The sequence below is a fragment of the Geopsychrobacter electrodiphilus DSM 16401 genome, from assembly GCF_000384395.1.
Lineage (GTDB): Bacteria > Desulfobacterota > Desulfuromonadia > Desulfuromonadales > Geopsychrobacteraceae > Geopsychrobacter > Geopsychrobacter electrodiphilus.
Map to the genome: position 1 here is coordinate 1,129,172 of NZ_ARWE01000001.1, position 22,630 is coordinate 1,151,801.

At 50.6% G+C, this 22,630-nt stretch carries 29 protein-coding genes and 1 tRNA gene; 14 read left to right on the forward strand and 16 right to left on the reverse strand.

All coding sequences use genetic code 11. The features are described 5' to 3' along the window. Window position 1: 1 nt before the first annotated feature. The 8 genes from D888_RS20750 to D888_RS0105310 all read left to right on the forward strand — a co-directional run bounded on the left by D888_RS20750 (window position 2) and on the right by D888_RS0105310 (window position 9,673). Window positions 2–2,464 (forward strand): HD family phosphohydrolase, encoded by a 2,463-nt coding sequence (locus D888_RS20750; RefSeq protein ID WP_020675498.1) that lies wholly within the window; start codon window positions 2–4, stop codon window positions 2,462–2,464. Beyond that, window positions 2,451–2,840, forward strand: a complete 390-nt coding sequence (gene ybeY, locus D888_RS0105280; protein ID WP_020675499.1) for an rRNA maturation RNase YbeY — start codon at window positions 2,451–2,453, stop codon at window positions 2,838–2,840. Before D888_RS20750 ends, ybeY begins: the two co-directional genes overlap by 14 nt. A gap of 14 nt (window positions 2,841–2,854) precedes the next feature. Then, on the forward strand, window positions 2,855–3,697 hold the full coding sequence (locus D888_RS0105285) for a hemolysin family protein (protein ID WP_020675500.1): 843 nt from the start codon (window positions 2,855–2,857) through the stop codon (window positions 3,695–3,697). Continuing rightward, window positions 3,694–5,229, forward strand: a complete 1,536-nt coding sequence (gene lnt / locus D888_RS0105290) for an apolipoprotein N-acyltransferase (RefSeq protein ID WP_020675501.1) — start codon at window positions 3,694–3,696, stop codon at window positions 5,227–5,229. Before D888_RS0105285 ends, lnt begins: the two co-directional genes overlap by 4 nt. 258 nt (window positions 5,230–5,487) lie before the next feature. After that, entirely contained in the window at window positions 5,488–6,507 is a 1,020-nt protein-coding gene (locus D888_RS0105295) for an amino acid ABC transporter substrate-binding protein (RefSeq protein WP_020675502.1), read from the forward strand. A 66-nt stretch (window positions 6,508–6,573) separates the two neighbouring features. Further along, a complete protein-coding gene (locus D888_RS0105300; RefSeq protein WP_083928776.1) occupies window positions 6,574–7,782 on the forward strand; it encodes an amino acid ABC transporter permease in 1,209 nt (402 codons plus the stop codon). 1 nt (window position 7,783) lies between these two features. Further along, window positions 7,784–8,881 (forward strand): amino acid ABC transporter permease, encoded by a 1,098-nt coding sequence (locus tag D888_RS0105305; RefSeq protein ID WP_020675504.1) that lies wholly within the window; start codon window positions 7,784–7,786, stop codon window positions 8,879–8,881. A 24-nt stretch (window positions 8,882–8,905) separates the two neighbouring features. Then, window positions 8,906–9,673 carry an ATP-binding cassette domain-containing protein gene (locus D888_RS0105310; RefSeq protein WP_020675505.1) on the forward strand — a complete coding sequence of 256 codons (768 nt, stop codon included), beginning with the start codon at window positions 8,906–8,908 and terminating at the stop codon, window positions 9,671–9,673. 75 nt (window positions 9,674–9,748) lie between these two features. On the opposite strand, the gene D888_RS0105315 is transcribed toward D888_RS0105310, so the two are convergent. Next, window positions 9,749–10,231, reverse strand: coding sequence for an asparaginase domain-containing protein (locus D888_RS0105315; RefSeq protein ID WP_020675506.1), 483 nt, complete (start codon window positions 10,229–10,231; stop codon window positions 9,749–9,751). Between the two features lie 114 nt (window positions 10,232–10,345). Between D888_RS0105315 and D888_RS0105320 the strand changes: the two genes are divergently transcribed. Beyond that, the gene (locus tag D888_RS0105320) at window positions 10,346–10,813 is read left to right on the forward strand and encodes a PaaI family thioesterase (protein ID WP_020675507.1); all 468 of its coding nucleotides are present in this window, start codon (window positions 10,346–10,348) and stop codon (window positions 10,811–10,813) included. 62 nt (window positions 10,814–10,875) lie between these two features. On the opposite strand, the gene D888_RS0105325 is transcribed toward D888_RS0105320, so the two are convergent. Both D888_RS0105325 and D888_RS22640 read right to left on the reverse strand, forming a co-directional pair. Then, window positions 10,876–11,577 carry a Bax inhibitor-1/YccA family protein gene (locus tag D888_RS0105325; protein WP_020675508.1) on the reverse strand — a complete coding sequence of 234 codons (702 nt, stop codon included), beginning with the start codon at window positions 11,575–11,577 and terminating at the stop codon, window positions 10,876–10,878. Window positions 11,578–11,762: 185 nt separating this feature from the next. Continuing rightward, window positions 11,763–12,035: a hypothetical protein gene (locus D888_RS22640; protein WP_156826949.1), complete on the reverse strand. Its 273-nt coding sequence runs from the start codon at window positions 12,033–12,035 to the stop codon at window positions 11,763–11,765. A 400-nt stretch (window positions 12,036–12,435) separates the two neighbouring features. Here D888_RS22640 and D888_RS0105340 point away from each other — a divergent pair, with 400 nt between their 5' ends. Further along, window positions 12,436–13,068 (forward strand): hypothetical protein, encoded by a 633-nt coding sequence (locus tag D888_RS0105340; RefSeq protein ID WP_020675510.1) that lies wholly within the window; start codon window positions 12,436–12,438, stop codon window positions 13,066–13,068. Between the two features lie 319 nt (window positions 13,069–13,387). Here the strand turns inward: D888_RS0105340 and D888_RS0105345 are convergent. From D888_RS0105345 to D888_RS20765, 13 genes are all read right to left on the reverse strand, one after another. Continuing rightward, window positions 13,388–13,473, reverse strand: a tRNA-Leu gene (locus D888_RS0105345). Window positions 13,474–13,509: 36 nt separating this feature from the next. Continuing rightward, window positions 13,510–14,340: an aminotransferase class IV gene (locus tag D888_RS0105350; protein ID WP_020675511.1), complete on the reverse strand. Its 831-nt coding sequence runs from the start codon at window positions 14,338–14,340 to the stop codon at window positions 13,510–13,512. Then, window positions 14,330–15,712 (reverse strand): anthranilate synthase component I family protein, encoded by a 1,383-nt coding sequence (locus tag D888_RS0105355; RefSeq protein ID WP_020675512.1) that lies wholly within the window; start codon window positions 15,710–15,712, stop codon window positions 14,330–14,332. Before D888_RS0105355 ends, D888_RS0105350 begins: the two co-directional genes overlap by 11 nt. Window positions 15,713–15,874: 162 nt before the next feature. Beyond that, complete coding sequence (locus D888_RS0105360; protein WP_020675513.1) at window positions 15,875–16,921, reverse strand: tyrosine-type recombinase/integrase; 1,047 nt, start codon at window positions 16,919–16,921, stop codon at window positions 15,875–15,877. Between the two features lie 30 nt (window positions 16,922–16,951). Further along, window positions 16,952–17,266, reverse strand: coding sequence for a hypothetical protein (locus tag D888_RS0105365; protein ID WP_020675514.1), 315 nt, complete (start codon window positions 17,264–17,266; stop codon window positions 16,952–16,954). A 10-nt stretch (window positions 17,267–17,276) separates the two neighbouring features. Then, window positions 17,277–17,591 carry a hypothetical protein gene (locus D888_RS0105370; protein ID WP_020675515.1) on the reverse strand — a complete coding sequence of 105 codons (315 nt, stop codon included), beginning with the start codon at window positions 17,589–17,591 and terminating at the stop codon, window positions 17,277–17,279. Between the two features lie 19 nt (window positions 17,592–17,610). Continuing rightward, a complete protein-coding gene (locus D888_RS0105375; RefSeq protein ID WP_020675516.1) occupies window positions 17,611–18,138 on the reverse strand; it encodes a hypothetical protein in 528 nt (175 codons plus the stop codon). 37 nt (window positions 18,139–18,175) lie between these two features. Beyond that, window positions 18,176–18,637 carry a hypothetical protein gene (locus tag D888_RS0105380; RefSeq protein WP_020675517.1) on the reverse strand — a complete coding sequence of 154 codons (462 nt, stop codon included), beginning with the start codon at window positions 18,635–18,637 and terminating at the stop codon, window positions 18,176–18,178. Window positions 18,638–18,640: 3 nt separating this feature from the next. Beyond that, window positions 18,641–19,534 carry a DUF6731 family protein gene (locus D888_RS0105385; RefSeq protein WP_020675518.1) on the reverse strand — a complete coding sequence of 298 codons (894 nt, stop codon included), beginning with the start codon at window positions 19,532–19,534 and terminating at the stop codon, window positions 18,641–18,643. A 109-nt stretch (window positions 19,535–19,643) separates the two neighbouring features. After that, a complete protein-coding gene (locus D888_RS0105390; RefSeq protein ID WP_020675519.1) occupies window positions 19,644–19,892 on the reverse strand; it encodes a hypothetical protein in 249 nt (82 codons plus the stop codon). 49 nt (window positions 19,893–19,941) lie between these two features. Further along, window positions 19,942–20,250, reverse strand: coding sequence for a hypothetical protein (locus D888_RS20760; protein WP_020675520.1), 309 nt, complete (start codon window positions 20,248–20,250; stop codon window positions 19,942–19,944). Beyond that, window positions 20,243–20,620, reverse strand: coding sequence for a DUF6864 domain-containing function (locus D888_RS0105400; protein WP_020675521.1), 378 nt, complete (start codon window positions 20,618–20,620; stop codon window positions 20,243–20,245). Before D888_RS0105400 ends, D888_RS20760 begins: the two co-directional genes overlap by 8 nt. Before the next feature lie 18 nt (window positions 20,621–20,638). Next, window positions 20,639–21,079, reverse strand: a complete 441-nt coding sequence (locus tag D888_RS20765) for a helix-turn-helix domain-containing protein (RefSeq protein WP_020675522.1) — start codon at window positions 21,077–21,079, stop codon at window positions 20,639–20,641. Between the two features lie 94 nt (window positions 21,080–21,173). Between D888_RS20765 and D888_RS0105410 the strand changes: the two genes are divergently transcribed. The 4 genes from D888_RS0105410 (at window position 21,174) to D888_RS0105430 (ending at window position 22,626) form a co-directional block, all read left to right on the forward strand. Next, window positions 21,174–21,392 carry a hypothetical protein gene (locus D888_RS0105410; protein ID WP_020675523.1) on the forward strand — a complete coding sequence of 73 codons (219 nt, stop codon included), beginning with the start codon at window positions 21,174–21,176 and terminating at the stop codon, window positions 21,390–21,392. 63 nt (window positions 21,393–21,455) lie between these two features. Next, entirely contained in the window at window positions 21,456–21,917 is a 462-nt protein-coding gene (locus D888_RS0105415) for a phage regulatory CII family protein (protein WP_020675524.1), read from the forward strand. A gap of 3 nt (window positions 21,918–21,920) precedes the next feature. Then, window positions 21,921–22,136 (forward strand): hypothetical protein, encoded by a 216-nt coding sequence (locus D888_RS0105420; protein WP_020675525.1) that lies wholly within the window; start codon window positions 21,921–21,923, stop codon window positions 22,134–22,136. A 298-nt stretch (window positions 22,137–22,434) separates the two neighbouring features. After that, entirely contained in the window at window positions 22,435–22,626 is a 192-nt protein-coding gene (locus D888_RS0105430; protein ID WP_020675527.1) for a hypothetical protein, read from the forward strand. Window positions 22,627–22,630 lie beyond the last annotated feature (4 nt).

The following is a 22,630-nucleotide window of genomic DNA, read 5'->3' on the forward strand; positions in this document are numbered from 1 at the left end:
TATGGCAAAAAAAGTTCAGTCCGGCCCTCTCGATAAACGGCCAGATAAAAAAGTCGAAAAGAAGAGCGAGAAAAAGGGCGATAGAAAAAGTTTTGCCTCGGCCGAACAGGCGCGGCTCTGGTATCGGGACAAAAATCAGGTAGCTAAGGTGCTGTTAATCGTCATTGCACTGCTCCTGACCCTGGTGATTATCCCCAAGGGCGGGTTTATCCCTGAATATCACGTGCCGGGTGAGATCGCCTCGCGGGACATTAAATCTCCGCGTGATCTGTTGATTGAAGATGAACCTTTGACCCTGACCAAGCGGGAAGAAGCTCGCCAGGCCATTCATCCGTTATATGATTTTGATGCAGATGCGGGTCACAATAGCATCGCCCGCCTGAATCGTGGCCTGCGTGAGCTCACGCGTGCTGCTGCTCAACCAGAAACAGCGAAGGCCGCAGACGCCACCGTCACTGCAGACGGGGACGAGGACAAACTGCGTGCTGCGGTTGAAACGGCCTTCGGCGTTGCGCTGACTGATGAGGACTATAAGGTCCTGAAGACCCTTCCCGCCGACCTTGACGTCGCCGCACTCACTCTTAGTCTACAGCAAGAGGTGTTTGATCGACCCCTCGTGGCTAATCTCAAACTGTTTCTTGCCGATCAGGCCAAGGGTGTTGTCGTTCGCGATCTCTCAAGCCAGACCGAGAAGGTCTATACCGATTTACCTCGGGTGATGGGTCTTACTGAGGCGCTTGCCGGGAGTGATCCTCTGCTCAAACAGACTCCGGGAATTAAACGTGCTCAGCGAAAGGTTCTCCTCGGGGTTTTTCAGCAGTTGCTTCGGCCCAGTTTGACCTACAATCAGCAAGAGACCGAGCTGCGTCGTCAGAGAGCATTCGATGATATCGCCCCCGTACTTTTTCAGGTTAAAAAAGGTGAGATGATTGTGCGGGAGGGGGAGCGGGTGACCGCCGTTCAGATCGCCAAGTTACATGCTCTGAGCGAACTCGGACGCGACAATCGAACCCTGCAAATCGGGTTTGGTCTCCTCTTGTGCATCCTTATTTTTTATGCAACGGCCCATTGTTTTGTCCGGTCGAGTATCCGCAAATACAACCCTGATGTGCGTGCTCTCCTCTTTTTGGCCTGTACGACACTGGTCTTTTTTCTGGTGGTTAAAACCTGCATGGCGATCGCGACCGGGCTGGCGAGTACTGTCGGGTTTATCGACGCCAACAGTTTTTACTATGCCATCCCCTTCGCCATGGGTGCCATGGTGGTGCGGATCATTCTAAACTCTGAGACCGCCCTGATCTTCTCTGTCTGCATCTCCTGGCTGGTTGGAGTCCTCTTCGGCAACAGCTTGTTTATTGCGCTTTATGTCCTGGCTTCGAGCCTGATGGGGGCGCATGGCGTGCGTCACTGTAAAGAACGCTCCAATCTTTACCGGGCTGGGGTCTGGGTTGCTCTGGTCAATGCTGGAATGTTGCTGGGCATCCACCTGCTGGCGGGTAAGCCGCTCGATTTGCAGTTGCTGTACAAGCTCGGTCTGGGGCTTTTTGGGGGCCTGCTCAGTGCGGTGGTGGTGAATGGTATTATCCCTCTTGCCGAAAGCATCTTTAAATACACCACCGATATCAAATTTCTTGAATTAGCCAACATGAATTCACCGGTTTTGCGCGAATTGATGGTTCAGGCCCCGGGGACTTATCACCATTCCATGATCGTCGGCAGCCTGGTTGAATCTGCTGCTGAAGAGATCGGTGCCAATCCCCTGTTGGCACGGGTTGCTGCTTATTATCATGACATCGGCAAGATCAAAAAACCGCTCTATTTTTTCGAGAATACCGGGGGACAGCGCAACAAACATGACAAGCTTGCGCCTTCGATGAGCGCCCTGATTTTAACGGCACATGTGAAAGAAGGTGTCGAACTGGCGCGTGAACGCAAATTGGGTGCCCCTATTATCGACATTATTCAGCAGCATCACGGTACGGCGCTGATCAAGTTTTTTTATGAAAAGGCCAAACTGCAGGTCAAGCCCGGGATGGAGCAGATCGATGAGCGGGCTTATCGCTATCATGGGCCAAAGCCACAGACGCGTGAGGCTGCTTTGATTATGTTGGCCGATGCGGTTGAAGCCGCCAGTCGTACCCTGACCGACCCGACGTCGGCGCGCATTCAGGGGATGGTGAAAAAGTTGATCAACAATATTTTTATTGATGGCCAACTGGAAGAATGTGATTTGACCTTGAAAGATCTGCACCTGATCGCTCGAAGCTTTAATCAGGTGCTTGGGGGGATTTTCCATAACCGGATTGACTATCCTGAGCCGGTTCATATAGTGCGTGAGAAAAAAATGGAGGCAGAGCCGACTAGTGAAAATCCAGATCGAGAACCACCAACGGAGCCAGAAGATCCTGATGCGGCCGCTGCGAAAGATAGCCACAAAGATCTTAAGCGCCTTGGGATTCCCTGATGGCGAGCTCTCACTGCTGATCGTCAATAACGACGAGATTCAACAAATTAATCGCGATTATCTGCAGCGGGACAGACCGACCAATGTCATCTCCTTTGCCATGCAGGAAGGAGAGGGGGCCGGCGTTCAGCCTCAGTTGCTGGGTGATGTGGTGATCAGCGCCGAGCGCGCGGCCGCAGACGCTGTTGACGCAGAGATCCCTTTTGAACATGAACTGGTGTTTCTGTTACTGCACGGAATTCTGCATCTGCTCGGCTTTGATCATGAGCGGGGCACTGAAGAGCAGGCCATCGAAATGGAAGCGAAGGAACGTGAAATTTTTTCGTTGATACAACAGGAGTTTCTCGATGAGAATGGCTTTAAAGCAGCACTCTAGACAAGGGGGATTGGTTGCAGCCTGAACGATCTGAGCCGGGTTTTATCCGCGGTCTGAAAAAAATCTTCTCGACACGCCCGCTGGCCAGCACTGAAGCTGACTTGCAGGAGATGATTGATGCCTCTGAGTTAGGGGGGATCATTGATGAAGAAGAAGGGGACATGCTCCAGTCGATTCTGGAACTGAATGACACCATAGTGCGGGAGATTATGGTGCCGCGCACCTCGATGGTCTGTTGTGATCGTACTGCGCCCCTCGCGGATATTTTAAAGGCGATCAACGATTCCGGGCATTCGCGTATTCCTGTTTATGATAACAGCCGTGACAACATCTTCGGACTTGTTTATGCCAAGGATCTTTTACGTTTCTGGGGCACCCCGCTTGAAGAACTGAATCTGAACCAGGTTTTGCGCCCTCCCTTTCTGGTCCCCGAGTCCAAAAAAGTCAGCGATCTACTGCAGGACTTCCGCCAGCGCCGTGTGCATATGGCCATTGTCATCGACGAATATGGTGGCACCTCAGGATTGGTCACAATAGAGGATCTGATCGAGGAGATTGTCGGCGATATTATGGATGAGTACGACCTTGAAGAGGATTGGTTGATTGTTGAGGAGACTGGTACGGTGCTGGTCGATGGACGTCTGAATATTGAGGAGTTTGAAGAGCATTTCTCGATCTCCGTAGCGCGAGAAAAATTCGATACCGTGGGTGGCTATGTCGTCGAAATGCTCGGTCGGGTACCCGCTCGCGGCGAGCGCCTTGAGTTCGACAAGCTGCAGATGCTGATTGTGGATGCCGACCCGCGGGCGGTGCGACAAATCAGGGTTTTCCCGGCCGGTCTCGTCGCTGAGGGATGAAGCCAGCTCTCCTTACATATTGCCGCAACCGAATCGATGTTTATTTAGTCCCGGCGGCGCTCTCCGGCTTGTTGCTGGCGGGGGCCTTCCCGCCGGTCAGCCAGGGCTGGCTCGGTTTTCTCGCGCTGGTCCCCCTGCTGCTCGTTGCCGAGCGCCGGCCCTTTGCCAGTGGCCTGGTCTGCGGTCTCTTTTTCTTCGCTCCACTCCTCTACTGGCTGAATATTGTCATGACCGACTATGGTGGACTGGCGCCTTTCTTCTCGGTGGTTGCCTGGCTGCTTTTGTGTCTCTACCTGTCCTTGTATTTTGGGGCTGCTCTCTGGTTGAGTTGCCGTGCTCAACATATGCTGCGTATCCCGTTACTGGTCTCCTTGCCGCTGGTCTGGGTGGCCTTCGAATATCTGCGTGGCATTCTGCTGAGTGGTTTCCCCTGGGGTCTTTTAGGCTATGCCGCCATCGACATGAATAATTTGCGGCAACTGGCCGATCTTTTCGGCGTTTATGGCCTATCCGCCCTGTTTATGATCTGCAACCTGACTCTGACCCTCTTTTTGCAATATCGACAACCGCGTCTCATCTGCTGCGGACTCCTCCTCTGTGCCCTGTTGCTGGGGGGTGGTTTTTATTATGGTCGTTCAATTCTGTCCAGTTCGGGGAGTAGTGATCTGCCGCGTATGACCCTTGGCTTGATTCAGGGGAATATTGGACAACACCAGAAATGGGACAGTACCTATCGTCAGCAGACTCTGGATGCGTATCAACGCCTCAGCCTGAAGGCAGCAAAACAGGGCGCCAGACTGTTGATCTGGCCGGAAGCTGCGACTCCTTTTTATCTGCAGGAGAAGAGTCCCTCCAGTAGTCAGGTTTTGCGAATCCCCGCTCTAACCGACACCTCATTGCTGCTTGGTAGCCCCTCATATCAAGTGACTCCTGATAATGGTTACCGTTATTTTAACAGCGCCTTTCTGCTTGGGGGCGATGGTCGGGTGTTAGGTCGGAGTGATAAAATCCATCTGGTCCCTTTTGGAGAATATGTTCCATTTGCCAAGGTGCTGTTTTTTATAAATAAGCTTGTCTCCGGGGTGGGAGATTTTAGCCCAGGAACAGTCAGGCCTTTGGCCCTGAATGGTCATGATCTTGGTGTCCTGATCTGCTACGAGGCGATCTTTCCGGCGCTGGCTCGTGAGTATGTGAATAACGGCAGTGATCTCTTGGTCAATATAACCAATGATGCCTGGTTCGGGCGCTCTTCTGCGCCGCGTCAGTTGCTCGATATGACTCGTATGCGTGCCATAGAAAATCGGATCTGGATCGCCCGCGCAGCTAATACCGGCATCTCGGCGTTGATTGGCCCGGATGGCGCGACTCTCGGCGAGACGCCTTTATTTCATGAAGCCATCGTCACCGGTCAAGTGGAACTGGGGGCGAGGCCATGCCTTTATCGCCATATCGGAGATCTTTTTTCCTACCTGTGTCTACTCCTCAGCGGCGGGCTTCTCCTGGGCTGCTTTATCCGGCGCCAAAAAGCCTGAAAATCGTTGGTCGTCTTCGCCTCCTGGTATTTTTTGAATAAAAATGTCTATTTAAGAGATTGACAGCCCCCGGGACTCTAATCTATTTTAATGGAACAGTGTTTTGTTAATATTGAACTCTGAGTTTTTCTCTCCTGATCTGACTGGCGATGCATTGAAATTATGCTAGGCTTTTAAGTGATGCTTTCCCGTGGGTCCCTGTGTCATTGGGACAAAAAACTATCTCACCACAAACTAACAGATAAAAGGAGAACGAAAATGCGATTTTCGAGATTGATGGCCTTGGTTGCAGCAGTTTCGCTGCTTTGCAGCGGAATGGCTTTTGCCGGTAAGGATCTTGACGCGGTTCAGAAAAAGGGTTTTATTCAGGCCGGTGTCAACGGCGGGGTGTTCGGCTTTGGTATGCCTGATAAAAATGGCGTCTGGAGAGGTCTGGATGTTGATACTGCGCACGCTATTGCCGCTGCGATCTTTGGCGATGCAAATAAAGTTAAGTTCACCCCACTGACCGCGCAGCAGCGTTTCACTGCCTTGCAATCGGGTGAAATCGACGTGCTCACCCGTAACGCAACTCGGACCCTGACTCGTGAAACTCAACTTGGTCTGAATTTTGTGGCGGTCAATTACTACGATGGCCAGGGCTTTCTGGTTCCGAAAAAACTTGGACTGAAGAGTGCGAAAGAGCTTGATGGGGCTACAGTCTGCGTCCTGCCTGGTACCACCACTGAGCAGAATGCTGCCGACTATTTCCGTACTAACAACATGAAATGGAAGCCGGTTGTCATCGAGAACACCACGGAACTGGCCAAAACCTTTTTTGCTGGCCGCTGCGACGTGCTGACCTCGGACGCTTCACAGTTGGCGGGGACCCGCGCGGTTGCTCCGAATCCCAAAGACTACGTTATCCTTCCTGAAATCATCTCCAAGGAGCCCTTGGCTCCAGCCGTCCGTCATGGCGATGACCAGTTCCGTGATGTCGTTGATTTTTCGGTACTTGCGATGATCAATGCCGAAGAACTGGGGATTACCTCAAAGAACGTTGATGAAATGCTCAAGAGCAAAGATCCTGTCATTCAGCGTTTTCTCGGCGTTATCCCTGGCAATGGCGCGGCGCTCGGTCTTGATGAAGCCTGGGCCTACAATATCGTCAAGCAGGTTGGAAACTATGGTGAGGTGTTTGAGCGCAACGTTGGGGTCAACACGACCCTCGGGCTTGAGCGGGGGCTCAACGCCTTGTGGACACATGGTGGCTTGATGTATTCACCGCCTTTCAAGTAATTTTTCTATGCGACCCGGGGGACGTTTTAGCGAACGCCCCCCGTTTTTTATCTGCACAGCCCCTGTATGAAAAGAGCTACCTTGGACACTCAGACATCCGGCACAAATGGTGATCTGCCGCCAACCGTTCCATTCTGGCGCGATCCTGATAAAAGAGGAATGGTGTTTCAGATCGTGGTGCTGCTACTGGCTCTCAGCATCGGTTATGTTCTCTTCACCAATACCCAGGCCAACTTAAAAAGACAGTCGATTGCGACTGGCTTCGGTTTTTTACAGCGAGAAGCCGGTTTTGAGATCGGTGATCCCGCGATCGCATATACTGCGGCGGATACCTACTCACGGGCACTCCTTGTCGGTGCACTAAACACCCTCAAGGTTTCTTTTGTCGGCATTTTATTGACCCTGCTCCTGGGCGTCATCGTCGGAATTTCGCGTCTTTCTCGTAACTGGCTGGTGTCGCGCCTGTCAGGCGGGTTTATCGAGGTGATGCAGAATATTCCGATTCTGCTGCAGCTCTTTTTCTGGTACGCATTATTTTACGAAGCTTTTCCGGCGCCTCGACAAGCCCTCAACCCGCTGCCGGGTGTGTTTTTGTGTAATCGCGGGCTGATCTTTGGCGTACTTGCTGATCATCCCGTGCATAGCCATATGCTTATTGCGTTACTGGTCGGCGTGTTCGGCTGGTGGTTGTTGGCGCGCTGGGGGCACAAGGTCCAGGATAACACCGGGCGGATTTTGCCGATTCATCGCATGGGGATAGGGCTTTGTCTGCTGCTGCCCCTGCTGCTCTGGTTGTTTGCCGGGGCCCCAACCGCGCTCAATATACCGGTCCTCAAGGGCTTCAACTTCTCGGGCGGGGTGACGGTCAGTCCGGAGTTTAGTGCGTTGTTGTTGGGGTTGGTCCTTTATACCTCGGCTTTTGTTGCCGAAATCGTACGTGCCGGCATTCAAGCTGTCGACCGCGGTCAGGTCGAAGCGGCTATGGCGATTGGCCTTCGCCCTGGACAGGTCCTGCGCCTGGTGATTTTACCTCAGGCCTTGCGGGTCATTATTCCGCCGTTGACCAGCCAGATGCTTAACCTGACTAAAAACAGTTCGTTGGCGATTGCCATCGGTTATTCAGATTTTGTTTCTGTCGCCAATACTACGATTAACCAGACTGGTCAGGCGATCGAAGGTGTCGCATTGATCATGGCCATTTACCTTTGCTTCAGCCTGTCGACCTCGGTCTTTATGAACTGGTACAACAAAAAAATGACTCTGGTGGAGAGGTAATATGCTGAATTCACGGATTGCAAATGCCGCCAGAGAACAGATGAAGCCACCGATCCGCAACGTTGGTGTGATCGGCTGGCTGCGCGAAAACCTCTTTAATAACTGGTTTAATTCAATTCTGACTCTCCTGGTTCTTTATGGCCTTTGGCTGTTTGTCCCGCCGTTGTTCCGTTGGGCCTTCGTCGACAGCCTCTGGTTCAGCAGTGCTGAGGCCTGCCGCGATATTAATGGCGCCTGTTGGTCGATTATTCCTGATAATGCCAGTTTTATCTTTTTCGGTTTCTTCCCCAAAGGGGAACACTGGCGACCGCTTTTAACCATGCTCTTGTTGTTCGGCCTGGTTTTCTACTCAAAAGACAGCAAACATTGGAAACGTTCCCTTGGTATCTACTGGACTATTGGCTTGATCAGCATGGGTACCCTGATGTACGGCGGTGTGTTTGGTATGCCGGTGGTTGAGACCGATCAGTGGAGTGGTTTTCCGCTGACCCTGATGCTGGCCCTCTTCGGGATGGTCTTCGCTTATCCTCTGGGGGTTTTGTTGGCCCTCGGGCGGCGCTCGAAGTTGACCGGAATCAAGTCGCTCTGTGTGGTCTACATCGAACTGATTCGGGGCGTACCGCTGATCAGTCTGCTATTCATGTCCTCGGTCATGTTTCCGCTCTTCCTCCCCGAAGGGATCAGCATCGACAAGGTGCTGCGTGCCCAGGTTGCAATCATTCTGTTTACCGCCGCCTACATCGCAGAGGTGGTGCGCGGTGGTTTGCAGGCCATCCCCAAGGGGCAGTATGAGGCGGCCGAGTCTCTTGGGCTGGGCTATGGCAAGACAATGCGCCTGATCATTTTACCCCAGGCCCTGAAAATTGTGATTCCGCCATCCGTCGGGATTCTGATCTCGGCTTTTAAAGATACTTCTCTGGTGGTTATCATTGCTCTGTATGATGTCCTCAAAACCACTCAGGTCACCCTGTCGAATCCAACCTGGATGGGTTATTCCAGGGAGGCGTATCTGTTTCTGGCCGCGCTCTATTTTATCTGTTGTTATGCGATGTCCAGTTACAGCCGAAAACTCGAAAGAGCACTTCACACCGGTCGTTAGATTATGAATAAACGGGATAACCTTATGAATGAACAGTCGACAAGAGTTCAGGAAAAAAATGGGGAGCCGATCATCGAATTGATCGGCATGCACAAATGGTATGGTGATTTTCATGTCCTGCAGGATATTAATCTGCGGGTTGTCCACGGTGAGAGGATCGTGATCTGCGGCCCTTCGGGGTCAGGAAAATCGACCATGATTCGCTGTATCAATCGCTTGGAAGAGCACCAGAAGGGGCGGATTATTGTCGACGGGATCGAACTCACTAAAGACATTAAGAATATCGAAAAGGTTCGCGCCGAAGTCGGGATGGTGTTTCAGCACTTCAACCTCTTTCCCCATCTGAGCATTCTCGAAAATCTGACCTTAGGGCCGATCTGGGTACGCAAGACCCCGAAAAAAGAAGCCGAAGAAGCGGCGATGATGTATCTGGAGAAAGTCCATATTGCCGAGCAGGCGCTTAAATTTCCCGGTCAACTCTCAGGGGGGCAGCAGCAGCGGGTGGCGATCGCGCGTAGTCTGTGCATGAACCCCAACGTTATGCTGTTTGATGAGCCCACTTCGGCGCTTGATCCCGAGATGATCAAAGAGGTGCTCGACGTTATGATCGATCTCGCTGAAGAGGGTATGACGATGCTGGTTGTCACCCACGAGATGGGCTTCGCCAAGAGTGTCGCCGACCGGGTGATGTTTATGGATGCCGGACAGATTGTTGAACAGAACACGCCGCATGAATTTTTTGACAATCCGCAGAATGAGCGGACGAAGCTGTTTTTAAGTCAGATATTGTAATAGTCGCGGCATGAGGCGTAAGGGACTGGAATCCAAGGCTATCTATTGTAGATAGCCTTGGCCTTTTCTGAGGGCTTATTTTCGTAATTCAAAGCGATTCTCTTCCACATTTTTTATGGTATTTTGTGGGTCGAAAATTTGTCCGTTCATGGCGATATAGACCCCCGGGGGGAGCGTTTGTGCGGCGGTCAGTGCTGAGGCGACATTGAAAAGGGCATCCGTTGCACGAAAGCGTGCCGGCTGCATGGCCCCCGTAAGAACCAGGGTTTTTCCAGCAATCCCTTTTAGCGCTCGACCGGTTTGAACCATAGTGTCCGTCCCATGAGTGATGACCACCTGGGTGGAACCACTCGCTTCGATCGCCCGCCTGATCTGGGCGCGGTCCTCATCGGTCATATCGAGGCTGTCCTTGCGCATAACCTCGGTCACCTTGACGTCAATCGTCAGGTTGGCCTCGATGAGCAGATCCTGAATAGGGGATTCGCCTATCTGAAAATTGCTTTTGGCATCAAAGTAAACCTTGTCAATGGTGCCACCTGTTGTAAAAATTTCAATCATTGGGTTACTCCCTGTCCAATGCTGGCAAAGTTGACCTCCGTGGCCCTTTTGCCCGGGCGAAAAAGAGGGGTAACCGTAGTGTATACAAAAAAAATCACATGAAAAGGAAAACTGATGACAACAATCCAAAAAACAGAATTTGACCTTAACGGAGAGAAGACCTGGGAAGCATTTGATGCGCCTTCTCTGGTCGGGAACTCTTTACGCTTTGTGTCTGGCGATCCCCAGGGACAAAGGTTTCGGGTCCGTTATTTTCGTGACGAAGAAAAGGCTCTTATGGCTCGCGTATGGTTTGGACCTGAAACAGAAGGTCCTCCTGGACATGCTCACGGTGGCTCAATGGCGGCAGTACTGGATGAGGTGCTAGGCCTCGCAGCCTGGGCGGCGGGTCATCCGGTCGTGGTCGGCCGATTGAACATTCATTTCAGCTTGCTGCTGCCGCTTGAAACCGTGATGCAGGTTGAAAGCGAGGTCGTGTCGGTTGAGGGGCGAAAAGTTAAAGTGAAGGGACGGATTATCGGCGCCGAGGGAACCATTTACGCTTCAGCCGATTGCCTGTGTATTAACATCCTGAAGAGTTAAAACGCCTGAAAAAAGCCAACAAAAACCCCCACTGCCATGGGCAGTGGGGGTTTTAAACAGTTTCAGCGGCGATTGCCCATGATCCTTAACATCATTAAAAAGAGATTGATAAAGTCGAGATAAAGAGTCAACGCGCCGAGAATAGAGGCTTTTTTACTGGACTCGGCATCCGCGAAGCCAGCGGCTCCGATTCGTTTGATCTTCTGGGTGTCATAAGCGGTCAGGCCGATAAAGACGCCGACGCCGATGTAACTGATGACCCAGGTGAGCATGGCACTCTGCATGAAGATGTTAACCACCGAAGCGATTATAATGCCGATCAACCCCATAAAGAAGAAACTGCCCCATCCGGAGAGATCACGTTTGGTGACATAGCCGTAAAGGCTGACCGCACCAAAGGTTCCGGCGGCGATCACGAAGGTGCTGGCAATGGAACTGCGGGTGTAGATGAGAAAGATCGAGGCGAAGGTCACCCCGCTTAAGGCGGAGTAGAGCAGAAACATCAAGGTTGCGGTGGTGGCGCTAATTCGATTGATCGCTGCTGAAAGGCCAATCACCAGGCCTAGTTCACCGAAGATCAGGGCGTAGAAGGCCAGCTTGTTGCCAAAAATCAGATTGAGCAGAGCAGGGCTCGACAGGGTCATCGTTGCCGCCAGGGCGGTCAGGCCCAAACCGGCGGTCATCCAGCCATAGACTTTGGGGAGGAAGGTTGAAACACCTACAATTCCTGAGGCGTGTGAGAAGGTTTGTCTGTCATTAAGCATTTTTTGAAATCTCCATTTTAGTTAAGGTCCAGCTGAAATATAGCCGATTCCGGGTGTCGGTTGCAAACTTCTTGCAACTGAATGCGGCTAGGTTAAATCCGCCCATCGATTGCTCTGGAGCATCGGTCGGCGGCCTGTCAGTCCCGTTGCCCTTCGCAGCACCAACAGGCATTAAGCTGCGCCTGTCAGGTCTCACCACAGAACTGACAGGTCCAAGTCTCAGCAGCCTCCCCGTCAGGTTTCGCCAGCCAACCATCAAGCAGGACGCGCACGTGCGGATAGGCTTCATCAGCGATGACCCATAGTTCGGGATAGCACTCGGTGAAGGGGGTTTCCCCCCAGAGCGGCGATGAGCTGCTCGTTACGCACCAGGCAACCAACCCCTCTGTTCGAAGTAACTCCTTGAATATTCCAGCCAGGGGGCGCCGCCATAAGTCGAAGGTGCGTAGCTTCTTCACTCCATGATTATAGCAATGAATGAAAGCCCGCGTAATGGGGATTCTCTTTAAAAAACAGATGGAAAATCGATCCCGCTGTGCGTTTTTTAAGTAGTGGACTTCAAACCCGGCTGTCGAGTGATTTGGGATCTCGTCACATTTGGGCGGGGTGCTAATCTGGGGTAAAATAGGAAAATCTGTCAGAGCGCTATTCAATAAAATGGGTTTTCCATCCATCTCGCCGCAATTGTGGGTTAATGTGGTAGCTTCTCGCAGGGGTTTTTCTATGGGGCAATGGGGTCAGATTTGCAAAGTCGCAAACCTGACCACCTCAAAGACAACCTGCTGAGTTTTTCTTCCATGGTGTTCGTGGGGTTGTACCTGAGAAGCAGAAGCATTGATTAATCTACTGGAGAGTTAAATGAAACGGTTATGTAATTTTATAATAAGCTTTACCTTCATTGTCATTATGCTCCTTATCGCCTCACCTGCCATAGCTTTGGAATTTGATGATTTTCATACAGGCATGACTATGTCGGAAGTGGTAGCTATGGGCAGAAAAAAAGATGTCCCTTTAGTAATATCTGGGAGCCCAGCTGGAAATATAAAGGGCTTCAATGAGCGGTTAATCGACAAGAATTTTTTAAATGCTTCTGCTATTGAATATACTTCAAAGCTCCTGGGAGTAAACACACGCATCACTCTAAAAATGACCAGTGTAGAGCCACGAAAGTTGTACGAGATAGAGGCTCGATTTCCCAGCTCAAAGAAATCTGAACTTCTGGAGATACTTACAGGGAAATACTCTATACCAAGCACTCCATATTTTAAGGGCCTAAAAGCCTACCAATGGGGGTTCAAACCTGATAAAGGATCCAAAGAAGATATACTTCCAATAGAAAATACTCTCGTGATTCTACTCCTAAATGACTCTTTTTATAATTATTTGACATATACAGATATAAAACTAAAAGAAATAGAACTAAAACAGAAATCTCATAATAACAAAATAGAAGAACGTAACTACACTCCTGAGGATACCAAGAGATTTTGAAGAGGTGCAACACAATACTACAACTTAGGAATTTATGTCTTCTTGGATGAGTTGGATAGCTAACTAGAAGGTAGGATTATGCTAGTTGTAGACAAATAGGCCGAAGGAAAGGCACTCAATGGCGCTCTGTTCGCGCCACCAATCGCAAGCATGGTTCAGGATAGTTTACAAAGTGCATTGCTTGTAAATCTTGCGATCCTCTTCATTTTTTATAGATCAGGCGAATCTAGGATTCCAGGGGTGATTCAGGTGTACCAAGGTGCGCGAATATAAAAACAAAGGGCTCGGCCATTTCTGGCTAAGCCCTTGTTTTTATAGATGGTACCGAAGGCCGGAATCGAACCGGCACGGCCAGAAGCCATCGGTTTTTGAGACCGACGTGTCTACCAATTCCACCACTCCGGCATGCGAAGGTCGATTATAGGCAGAAGTTCACCGATGTCAAGTCTCAGTTCGCAGTTTATACAGATGGTGAATTTCTTGCCAACGGGTGGCACGCTTAATTGGTTTGGCGTTGATGCTGGCGACCGGCAGCAGCTCGGTCATGGCATTGCTCAGCCAGACTTCATTCGCGGCATATAATCGTTCGAGCGGCAACGCTTCTTCTTTGAGTTTTAAGCCGTATTCAGTGGCGGTTGCGATCAAGGCTTTGCGGGTGACGCCGCCAAGGACCAGCTTGCCGAGGGGCGGGGTGAAGAGGGTTTCTCCGTAGAGCGCGAAAATATTGCTGCTGCTCCCTTCGATGATTAGCCCCTGGTCGACAAACAGGGCTTCGCGGGCGTTATGTCTGCGGGCAAAATCCGCAGCATAAAGACAATCGGCATGGTTGCCACGTTTCATTTGGGGGAGATGGTCGAGGGGATTACTGCGACTATTCGGCGCTAGCACGCAGGCGGCACCGGTCTCGCGCTCCTTGGCGCTGATCGAGGTCGCGGCAACCGCAGTCAGCGTGTACCAGCTGTCGTGGCCATCCGCGAGTTGAAAGCTGGTCGTCGTGCCGCGCCCCAGTGTCAGGCGCAGGCGTGAACATGGTTGATCGAGAGCCGCGGCCATCTGGGTTAACGCATCTTCAAGTCTGGACCGGTCGCAGGGAAAATCGAGAAGCTGGGCCGAAAGGCAGAGGCGATCGAGGTGCTCGGTTTGCAGGAGCACGCGGTTTTCTTCGGCCCTGAAAGTTTCAAACAGGCTGTCCCCATAGAGCAGGGCCGCGTCATCTAGCGGCAGCCTGGCAGCTTCAGGCGTGATGATCTGACCATTCAGACTAAGCAGCATCAGCGACCTCACTGAGAACCTTTCTTAAAGCCTCACCCTTGGCCAGGCATTCCAGCCATTCACGTTGTGGATCAGAGTCGGCAACGATTCCTGCGCCGACCTGGTAGCTCAGGTGATTGCCAGCGCGCTGGAAACCGCGGATCAGTATATTCAGATCCATCTCACCGCCGGCCGATATATAGCCGGCGCTGCCAGTATAGCTGCCGCGGCCGGTCGGTTCCAGTTCATCGATAATCTCCATGCAGCGCTTTTTGGGTACCCCGGTAATGGTGCCGCCAGGAAAGGTCGCACGCAGCAGGTCGAAAGGGGTCATACCAGCTTCGAGGCGGCCGCAGACATTGGAGACGATATGGGTCACATGGGAGTAGCGCTCCAGGGCCATCAATTCATCGACCCTGACGCTGCCGGCGCGGCAGACTTTACCGAGGTCGTTGCGTTCCAGATCGAGCAGCATAATGTGTTCGGCGCGCTCCTTGGGATGATCGAGCAGTTCGGTAGCCAGCTGTTGATCTTCGACTCGATCTTTGCCGCGCGCGCGGGTGCCGGCAAGCGGACGGGTTTCGGCCAGATCGCCACGCAGGGAGACCAGACGTTCGGGAGAACTGGAGATGATGCTGAAATCGCCCCATTGCAGCAGGCAGGCGAACGGCGACGGGTTGATCTCGCGCAGGCGGCGATAGAGTTCCGCGGAACTTCCCTGAATCTCACAGTCAAACCGGCAACTGAGATTCGCCTGGTAGATATCTCCGGCGGCGATATAGGCGCGCGTCTGTTCGACCATCGCCATGAAGCGGGTAGGGGTGATTCGCGACTGGGGGTGCAGGGGAATGTGCAGGTTTCCTGCAGGGAGTGGATATTGTTGGTGCTGAATAATATTCTCTGCGAGTTTTTTAAGATCATCAAGACGGGTGTCTTTGTTCAGGCTCGCGAGGGTCAGCATGCGTTGTTGATGATCGAAGACGGCGGTCAGATCGACCCAGTCAAGCTGAAGCTGCGGTATCGGCAGGTCGCGCTGAGCCTTTTGCGGCAGAGTCTCTATTTGCTGCGCCAGGTCGTAGCCGAAAAATCCGAAAAAGCCACCGGGGAAGGGGGTGTCTGTCGGTTGTTCAACGGCGCGGTGACTGAGGATATCCGCCAGTAGCCGCAGTGGGTCGCCGACCAGTTCACGTTGTTGTTTTCCCCGGGTCTGGAGGAGGTGCTGATGAGTCAGGCGGAACGAATCGACCACGCGCAGTGGGACAAGGGTATAGCGTCCGGTCTTTGCCTGCGGGTTCAGGGTTTCTAGAAATCCCGGGCCCTGCGGGAAGAACTGCTGATGACAGAGCAGGGGGTCGAAGGTTGCAAGCGGAATGCTGAAGGTCGTCAGGGCCATCGGTGTGTGTTACCCGGGAAAAGCAAAAAAAAAGAGGTTGACCCGCTGAAGGTCAACCTCTTGAATTTGTTTGGTGGAGCTACGCGGGATCGAACCGCGGACCTCTTGAATGCCATTTATATGGCCCACCTTGCAAGGGGCTGAACTTGTTCAGGTTTATGCCTAGTCGAGCTGACCGGTGTGGTCAGACTGACGCTGTTGGCCGTCTCGGAGTCTGGCGAGGCTTATCTGGGTGTATTTCTCGGTTGTGCGGATCTGGGTGTGTCCGAGGGTCTCTTGTACCAGGCGCAGGTCGTTGGTGGCTTCGAGGGTGTATGTACCACAAATATGGCGGAGGGTGTGAGGGCCTTTTATGGGGACTCCGCTTTTTCGGCTGGCGGTGGCGAAGGCTTTTTTCATGCTGGCGTAAGGTTCGCCGGTTTTGGGGTTTGCGGCGATATAACCTGTGGGATATTTACCTTTGTTGGCTTTACGGACTATGGCGGCTTGGCCGGCAAGGATCTTAATGGCCTCTTCGGGGAGGATGCTGGCTCTCGTTTTGCCACGTTTGGCGATGTAATAGATGACGCCATCGATCAGGTTGACATCTTGCCATTTTAGGCGGCTGGCTTCGGCATAGCGGAGTCCGGCACGCAGCATGATGTAGATGATGGCTTTTTTGGGGCCGTTATCGATGTGATCGAGCCATTTGTGCAGCTCTGCCGGGCTGGGTATTTTTGGTTGTGGGGCTTCGTAGGCGAGGCGCTGCACGCGGAAGGGGAGCGGGTCGCACATTTTGCGTTCGACCATCCAGCTGATGAGGCTTTTGAGGTAGTCAATTTCCAGGTTGCAGGATCTGGGTGTGCTTTTGCGTTTGGTTTTGTATTTGTTGATGTGGATCTCGGTGATCTCTCCGATCGTGAGTGCGCCGAAGTGGGGCTTCAGGTTTTTTAGGGCCCACAGGATTGAATCATAGGTTTTGGGCGCACGGTGCAGGCTGACCCATTCGAGCCAATCGGGGAGCACGTCAACGATGCGGGGGTTGATGAGGTTTTTTATTCCGGATCGGCGGCGCCTGAGCTGCATCTCAATGGCGTGGACTTCTATTTCGCTGCAGTCGTTGACGATCTGCCGGGTGCGGCGGCCGTTGCGGCCTTCGGGGTAGTAATCAATAACCCAGCTACCGGGGATGATGTCGCCGTTTTTGGTTTTGTTGTGGCGGATCGCCATGGGTACCTTTGTGGTGCTTCGCCAGAAGAGCTATGAAAGACGGAGAGTCTCACCGCATTTTGGGCAGGGTTTTATCTGCCCTGCATATTTTTCGGGATAAGATATTTTATTTTTGCAAGCGGGGCAGAGGATGCTTCCCGCAAGTTGTTTTTGTGGTTGCGCAGGTTCGGTGTTGTTTTTGTTTATGAGAGAGATCAACGTTTCGAGGTTTTTGTTTATTTTACGTAATTCGTCGCGGCTTGATCCTGTATAAACGTTGATAAAATACAACCAGATCGGCGCCAGAAATGCGATGATTGCAAATATGACGGCGGCTATTGTGCCGACAATACCGAAAGCTGCCATGGATTATCCTTTATTCGTTGATGTAGATTTGTGTGAGGGGATATTTTGTTTGCCCCATGTCAATCAATACGGATTCTCCTGATTTAAGATCAATATAAGTGCTGCCATTTCCGCAGGTGAGTTCATTTGTTTCAGACCTTGCACAGATATGGTTTGAGCGAATGGAGATATTTTTCCATTTTTCACTGGTGATCCTGACGCGGACGGAGTTGTCACCTCTGGCGCTGCGGTAATATTTTACTACGGTGACTCTGTATCCGGCCCGACTGGCGAGGGCGGCGAGTGGTAATGTGATAAAGATCATCAGGATGATTGCTGTTTTCATAATTCCCCCGTTTATCATTTTATTTCCCCGCTACGCTGATCCGCGCCATGCTGATGAGTCCATAGCCGCGATCGATCTTGACTGCGGTGAGGTCGATGATTCCACCTTCAAGCTGTGCCTGTTCTGGTGTAGCGTCTTTGAGGCCGAAACCGAAGGCGCCGATTCTGGTGATGGTGTGTGTTTTTAGATCTGTGTGGCGGTCCAGTCCGAAGAAATCGGGGACCTCTTCGTTAAACAGGACCGGGCCGCAGCCTGAGAGTACCGAGGTCAGTACCAGGGCAACCAGAATCGCTGAGGCGCGCTTGCTGAAGTGGGCTTGTTTTTTCCAGGCCAGGGTCAGGTAGATGATGGTGATGCTGAGGCTTATGATTGAAAAGAACGCGACCAACGTTTGAAACGGCAACATAGTGCCGATCAGCCCGAGGGCCAGAAAGGTCAAGAGGGTCAACTGGGGCTTCGATTGCTCGACAGCCGGCACGCTGGTGGCCTCGCTGAGGAGGCGGGCAATTCTGGTTTTTTTGGTGTTGATGTCTGTGATGTCTTGCACGTTACCCCCCTGCTGCCCTGATGTTTTTTGTCCTGTATCAGGCCGCATCATTTTTCAATATAGTAGAAAAGAGCTTAATGATCCTATATGAAGAGGAAAAAGCGGTTGATGCCAGGAAAATCCACAATACTATAACCATGAAATGAAAATATGTAGGATTGTCATAATTGAAAAACAAACATATAGAACTGTAAATTGCGAAGGCGAAGCACCAATGGATTGAACACATACAATGGTCAACTATTGTCATGTAGTGACCGCCGTCTTTCAACCATTTCATTGTCTTTGAATTTTTAATTGATATAAGTATTGCCTTTGTTGTAGCCAGAAAACCAACACCTATTGAGCTTATTGTGGTTGCTGATGACAAAAGCTCTTTAACTGAACCGTTAAATATTAACTTATAGTCAATAATAAAATTAAATACTGAAAAAAATAATAGCGTTATAAATAATCCACAAAGCCAATGGTATTTATATTCAACACTATTAGCACTCATAATTTACTCCTCTTTGAACATTACCTTAAGTTCTTTACTCCTCTTTCTCCAAGCAGCGAGTGCTGCATCTGTTAGAACCTTGTGGGGGACTACTCTGTTTTCTCCAAGATCAATCTCAACAGTTTCTATCATTCTGTCGTTGAACAGATCAATATATTCTGTTTCAGAACCGATCTCTTCCTTCCCGGATACAAGCAGTTTTATCTTTTCGTCAGCAGCTCCATGGTCGTGAACTCGTCCAAATAATTTTTTGCATAGCTTAACAACATCTTTTTTGAGGATTGAACCATCTCTTTTATGGCCCATGGAAAAAGTAAAGTTGGCGCTTATGGAAGGGGATGTATTCATAAGTTCAAGAAGTGTATCTGGTGAGATGCCCAACTCCTTAAAGAGTTGAGAGTTATTAGGGGCCGCCACCTGAAGCTCAAATCTCCTGATTATATCCATTTCAGCTAGCCTCTGTAGGGCCTCAGCCTCCAAAATAACATCAAAAACCACATCACCCTCATTGTCCTCTATCTCTGAAACATATGTACAGAAAGATGAGGCGGAAACGGCATCTCTGTTTTTTTGATAAATCAATATCTGTAGATCTGGGACATACACGAACGCTGCAGTATCACCAATTCCCTGATCTTCATCGAGGTCAATTTGGTCGGTCACACCATTCAGCTTCATCTTTTCAGGGATGTCTGTCATCCGTATTTTGGCGGCTTCACCTATAATACGGCCATTTTTATTTCTTCTCAATGCATTAAGTCTTACGTGATAGCGTGTGCCCTCGTAGGTTCTCTCTTCGCCAGGCAAGGCGAAAATACTATCGAGAAGCGTCTCAAATGTGCCACCACCTTCAGGCATGTTCACTTTAAAAAAATCAAAATTTATTTTCTTAATCATAATTCCCTCTTAATTTCATATTCGCATCGTATTGTGACTAATTACGTCACACATGCGCGATAACATCGGCAATGTTGTTTTGACTAACGCATAAAACGCTAATCGGTAATTATTTCCGACGATTTGGCTTCTGTGTCAGGGCAGAACCTGCAGCAGTTTTAGCGGGTTTAGCTGCGGAGCTGCGCAGGGTTTTAGACGCAGCCGTGGCGGCTTTGGGTGATGTAACTTTGGTTGGAGCTTTTCGCTGAGAAAGCGCAGATCCGGCTGCCGACTTGGCTGCTTTGCTGGCAGTGGGACTTTTGAGAGTTTTGGATGCTGCGCTTGCGGCTTTTTTGCCGGTGACTTCCTTGTTGGCCATGGACCCCTCCTGGTTGGTAGGCTTTATGTTTGTCTAGATCAGCTCGGCTTTACTCTTTTCCTTTTCCAAAAATATACCCGAGTGCCAGAGTGATGATCGGCACAAAAATGGACCAAATCGTTGCAATGGAGGAAATTTCAAAATTTAACTTAGGATCAAAATAGGACCCAATGAAAACCAAAACTGTCAGGGTGCTGCCAGCCAGAAAGCTCCATTTGATAGTTTGCCAAACAATTGCAGCTTGGGCATGCTTCCCGGAACCAATAACTCTTGTAATAGTGCCAGCTACATCGCGATCGAAACTGTCACGAGACCTTGGTTTCACATTTTGGGGCGCGACATCAATCCTATCAACCATCTACTTTCTCCCCAAGATAAAACGTGTATTCAATTTTCCTAAGATTCTCTTGCGGTTTGGCCTTACTGGTACTGATAAACAAAAAAAGGACCCTACCGTCTAAAGAACCAACACGGAGTGCCTCCGTCATTGACATGCCAATGTTGGAGTTAAAGTTATAAAAATCAATCGACAACTCAGTTGCACTAACAGGGGTAGTATCGAACCTTGGACCATCGCTATCAGTGATGAAGGTACAGTTTATGGTAAGGCTTTGGATGAGAAATTTAACTTCTTCAGTGAAAGAATGGACTAAGCCATTTCTAATAACATCCTTACCGCCGGTGCTGATAGAAAGAGAAACACCAGTCACATCGTGGGATACAGACACTTTAAAATTCTCCTCATATCAACTCGCCAGCCGAATCAGCTTGGCGACAGTTTTTTTGTCTACTTGCCTTCCTTCTTCTTCTGAAAACATTTCATAGAGCGTGGTGATCAGCTCGGCTTTTTTGGCCGGTGCCAGATTGCGTTTTTCGCCCTGCAGATATTCTTCAACTGCTTCGATCACTGCACGCAATGTGACCGTGTCGTCTATTTGGTAGGCGGTTTCGGTTTCGTTGGTGTGGCTGTGCTCGGTTCGCATTGGGCCTTCACCGGATTCCAGCCACTGTATCTTTATTCCAAAAACGTCTTCTACTGAATGAAGGGTTCTTTCTGAGAGCTGACTTCTGCCTTTGAGAGCCTCTGTCATAAGTGAGGGAGATACATGGATTTTTTTAGCAAAAGCCGATTGGCTGAGACCAGTCTCTGCAACAACTTTTTTAAGTCTACTGGAAAAATTATCCATTCACTGTATTTTCCTGCTTGACTATGTACAGTCACTGTAATATGTTTGTTCCAAGAACGATGCAAACAATACCAAGAACGAAGAGGTTACACAAATGAAAATAGATAAAGACGCCACTAGAGACCGTTGTCGCAAGAAATATGGAAGTGTCTTTGCCTGCCATGAGGCCTTTGGGGTGCATGCTCGGGTGTTTTACGCCGCAACGGATGGTACGCGGGGGCTCTCTGGTCGTGATGGCGTTGCGAAGCGCACCATCGATCGCCTTCGGACAGAGGGTTTGTTGGTTGAGATCCCTGAGACTGGTGTTCAGTAAATAGCTCATAGCGTGAGCATAACCACTGATTCGAAATTCGAATATTACAAAGGGGCTTAGGCGATGGAATCATACGAGGCAATGCGACGGGCGGTTGGTGGGGCGGCAGTAAAGGTGGCGAGACGTCTGGGCCGATCGAGCAGCATGGTTCAAAAATGGTGCGAACCATCAAACGACTTCACCACCAGTGGCGCCCTGAACCCGCTGGACCGCATAGAAGGTGTGATTGAGGTTGCGGTTCAAGAGCGGCGGCGTAGTTGTGATGCTTATGCTCCGATCTACTTCCTGGCACAACGTTTTGGTGGGCTGTTTCTGCCCCCTATCCCCATGACAATCAAAACCAGTGAGATCAGCGCTCAGTTGTGCCGCACGGTGAAAGAGGCTGGCGATGCTTTCAGCGTGGCAGCGAAGGCGTTGGAGGATGACAACCTGTCACCCAATGAGCGCCGCGAGATTTTGAAAGAGGCGCATGAGGCAATGGCGGCTTTTGCTGAGTTTACCCGCATGATCGAGTCGGAGGGCTGAGCAATGAATGTCACTTTAAAGAAACTAAAGAGAACAATCGGCGCAATTATCAGCGACATAGACACCGCAGACTTCAATATGGCGCTTGATGTCAGAACGCGTGTTTCAGCAGTGCAACTTCTCTTAGATTCTAGCTCAACCCCGCAGTCGTTCCTTAAAGTCATGAGCGATGCCTATCTGGTCGCCGACAATAAAATCAAAAAGGAAATGGCTAAGTGATGAGCGTTGAGCAGCGCCTTGAGCGTATAGAGGCGCTCTTGCAGACACTTGTTAAGGCGCAGTCTCAGACTGTTTCATCATCCATCGATATCGATTTGTGTTTGCGCGCTGATAACCCGCTGGCGGCTTTGCGGGAGCGAAACAAAAAGTTGAAGCAACAGAAGGGCAGGGCGCGCTCTGCAACTGGATCAAGCTAATCAATTTTAGTCAGTCACCCACAGTGCTGGCTTTGATCGGGGGGCTTTACCCCTCCTTAAGCTCCCCGATCTTTTTTAAATTTTTGCCGTGGAGGTTTGAAATGGAACTGGTTCCTGTTTGTGCCTGGTGCCCCGAAGTTGAGATCCCCGCTGGAAAACTTGCAACGCACACGATTTGCCGTGAACACCTGCTGGAGAAGTTTCCAAAGATGGCGCCTAAGGTTTTGGCCCGGCAGCAGGTTAAAACCCAGATCGAACTGGCCAACCCGTTTTTAGTTAACCAAACATTTTAATGGA

Coding starts and splice junctions, on each gene's coding strand:
- D888_RS20750 (WP_020675498.1), top strand. CDS start 2: ATGGCAAAAAAAGTTCAGTCCGGCCCTCTCGATAAACGGCCAGATAAA.
- lnt (WP_020675501.1), top strand. CDS start 3,694: ATGAAGCCAGCTCTCCTTACATATTGCCGCAACCGAATCGATGTTTAT.
- D888_RS0105295 (WP_020675502.1), top strand. CDS start 5,488: ATGCGATTTTCGAGATTGATGGCCTTGGTTGCAGCAGTTTCGCTGCTT.
- D888_RS0105300 (WP_083928776.1), top strand. CDS start 6,574: ATGAAAAGAGCTACCTTGGACACTCAGACATCCGGCACAAATGGTGAT.
- D888_RS0105305 (WP_020675504.1), top strand. CDS start 7,784: ATGCTGAATTCACGGATTGCAAATGCCGCCAGAGAACAGATGAAGCCA.
- D888_RS0105310 (WP_020675505.1), top strand. CDS start 8,906: ATGAATGAACAGTCGACAAGAGTTCAGGAAAAAAATGGGGAGCCGATC.
- D888_RS0105315 (WP_020675506.1), bottom strand. CDS start 10,231: ATGATTGAAATTTTTACAACAGGTGGCACCATTGACAAGGTTTACTTT.
- D888_RS0105320 (WP_020675507.1), top strand. CDS start 10,346: ATGACAACAATCCAAAAAACAGAATTTGACCTTAACGGAGAGAAGACC.
- D888_RS0105325 (WP_020675508.1), bottom strand. CDS start 11,577: ATGCTTAATGACAGACAAACCTTCTCACACGCCTCAGGAATTGTAGGT.
- D888_RS0105340 (WP_020675510.1), top strand. CDS start 12,436: ATGAAACGGTTATGTAATTTTATAATAAGCTTTACCTTCATTGTCATT.
- D888_RS0105350 (WP_020675511.1), bottom strand. CDS start 14,340: ATGCTGCTTAGTCTGAATGGTCAGATCATCACGCCTGAAGCTGCCAGG.
- D888_RS0105355 (WP_020675512.1), bottom strand. CDS start 15,712: ATGGCCCTGACGACCTTCAGCATTCCGCTTGCAACCTTCGACCCCCTG.
- D888_RS0105360 (WP_020675513.1), bottom strand. CDS start 16,921: ATGGCGATCCGCCACAACAAAACCAAAAACGGCGACATCATCCCCGGT.
- D888_RS0105365 (WP_020675514.1), bottom strand. CDS start 17,266: ATGGCAGCTTTCGGTATTGTCGGCACAATAGCCGCCGTCATATTTGCA.
- D888_RS0105370 (WP_020675515.1), bottom strand. CDS start 17,591: ATGAAAACAGCAATCATCCTGATGATCTTTATCACATTACCACTCGCC.
- D888_RS0105380 (WP_020675517.1), bottom strand. CDS start 18,637: ATGAGTGCTAATAGTGTTGAATATAAATACCATTGGCTTTGTGGATTA.
- D888_RS0105385 (WP_020675518.1), bottom strand. CDS start 19,534: ATGATTAAGAAAATAAATTTTGATTTTTTTAAAGTGAACATGCCTGAA.
- D888_RS0105390 (WP_020675519.1), bottom strand. CDS start 19,892: ATGGCCAACAAGGAAGTCACCGGCAAAAAAGCCGCAAGCGCAGCATCC.
- D888_RS20760 (WP_020675520.1), bottom strand. CDS start 20,250: ATGGTTGATAGGATTGATGTCGCGCCCCAAAATGTGAAACCAAGGTCT.
- D888_RS20765 (WP_020675522.1), bottom strand. CDS start 21,079: ATGGATAATTTTTCCAGTAGACTTAAAAAAGTTGTTGCAGAGACTGGT.
- D888_RS0105410 (WP_020675523.1), top strand. CDS start 21,174: ATGAAAATAGATAAAGACGCCACTAGAGACCGTTGTCGCAAGAAATAT.
- D888_RS0105415 (WP_020675524.1), top strand. CDS start 21,456: ATGGAATCATACGAGGCAATGCGACGGGCGGTTGGTGGGGCGGCAGTA.
- D888_RS0105420 (WP_020675525.1), top strand. CDS start 21,921: ATGAATGTCACTTTAAAGAAACTAAAGAGAACAATCGGCGCAATTATC.
- D888_RS0105430 (WP_020675527.1), top strand. CDS start 22,435: ATGGAACTGGTTCCTGTTTGTGCCTGGTGCCCCGAAGTTGAGATCCCC.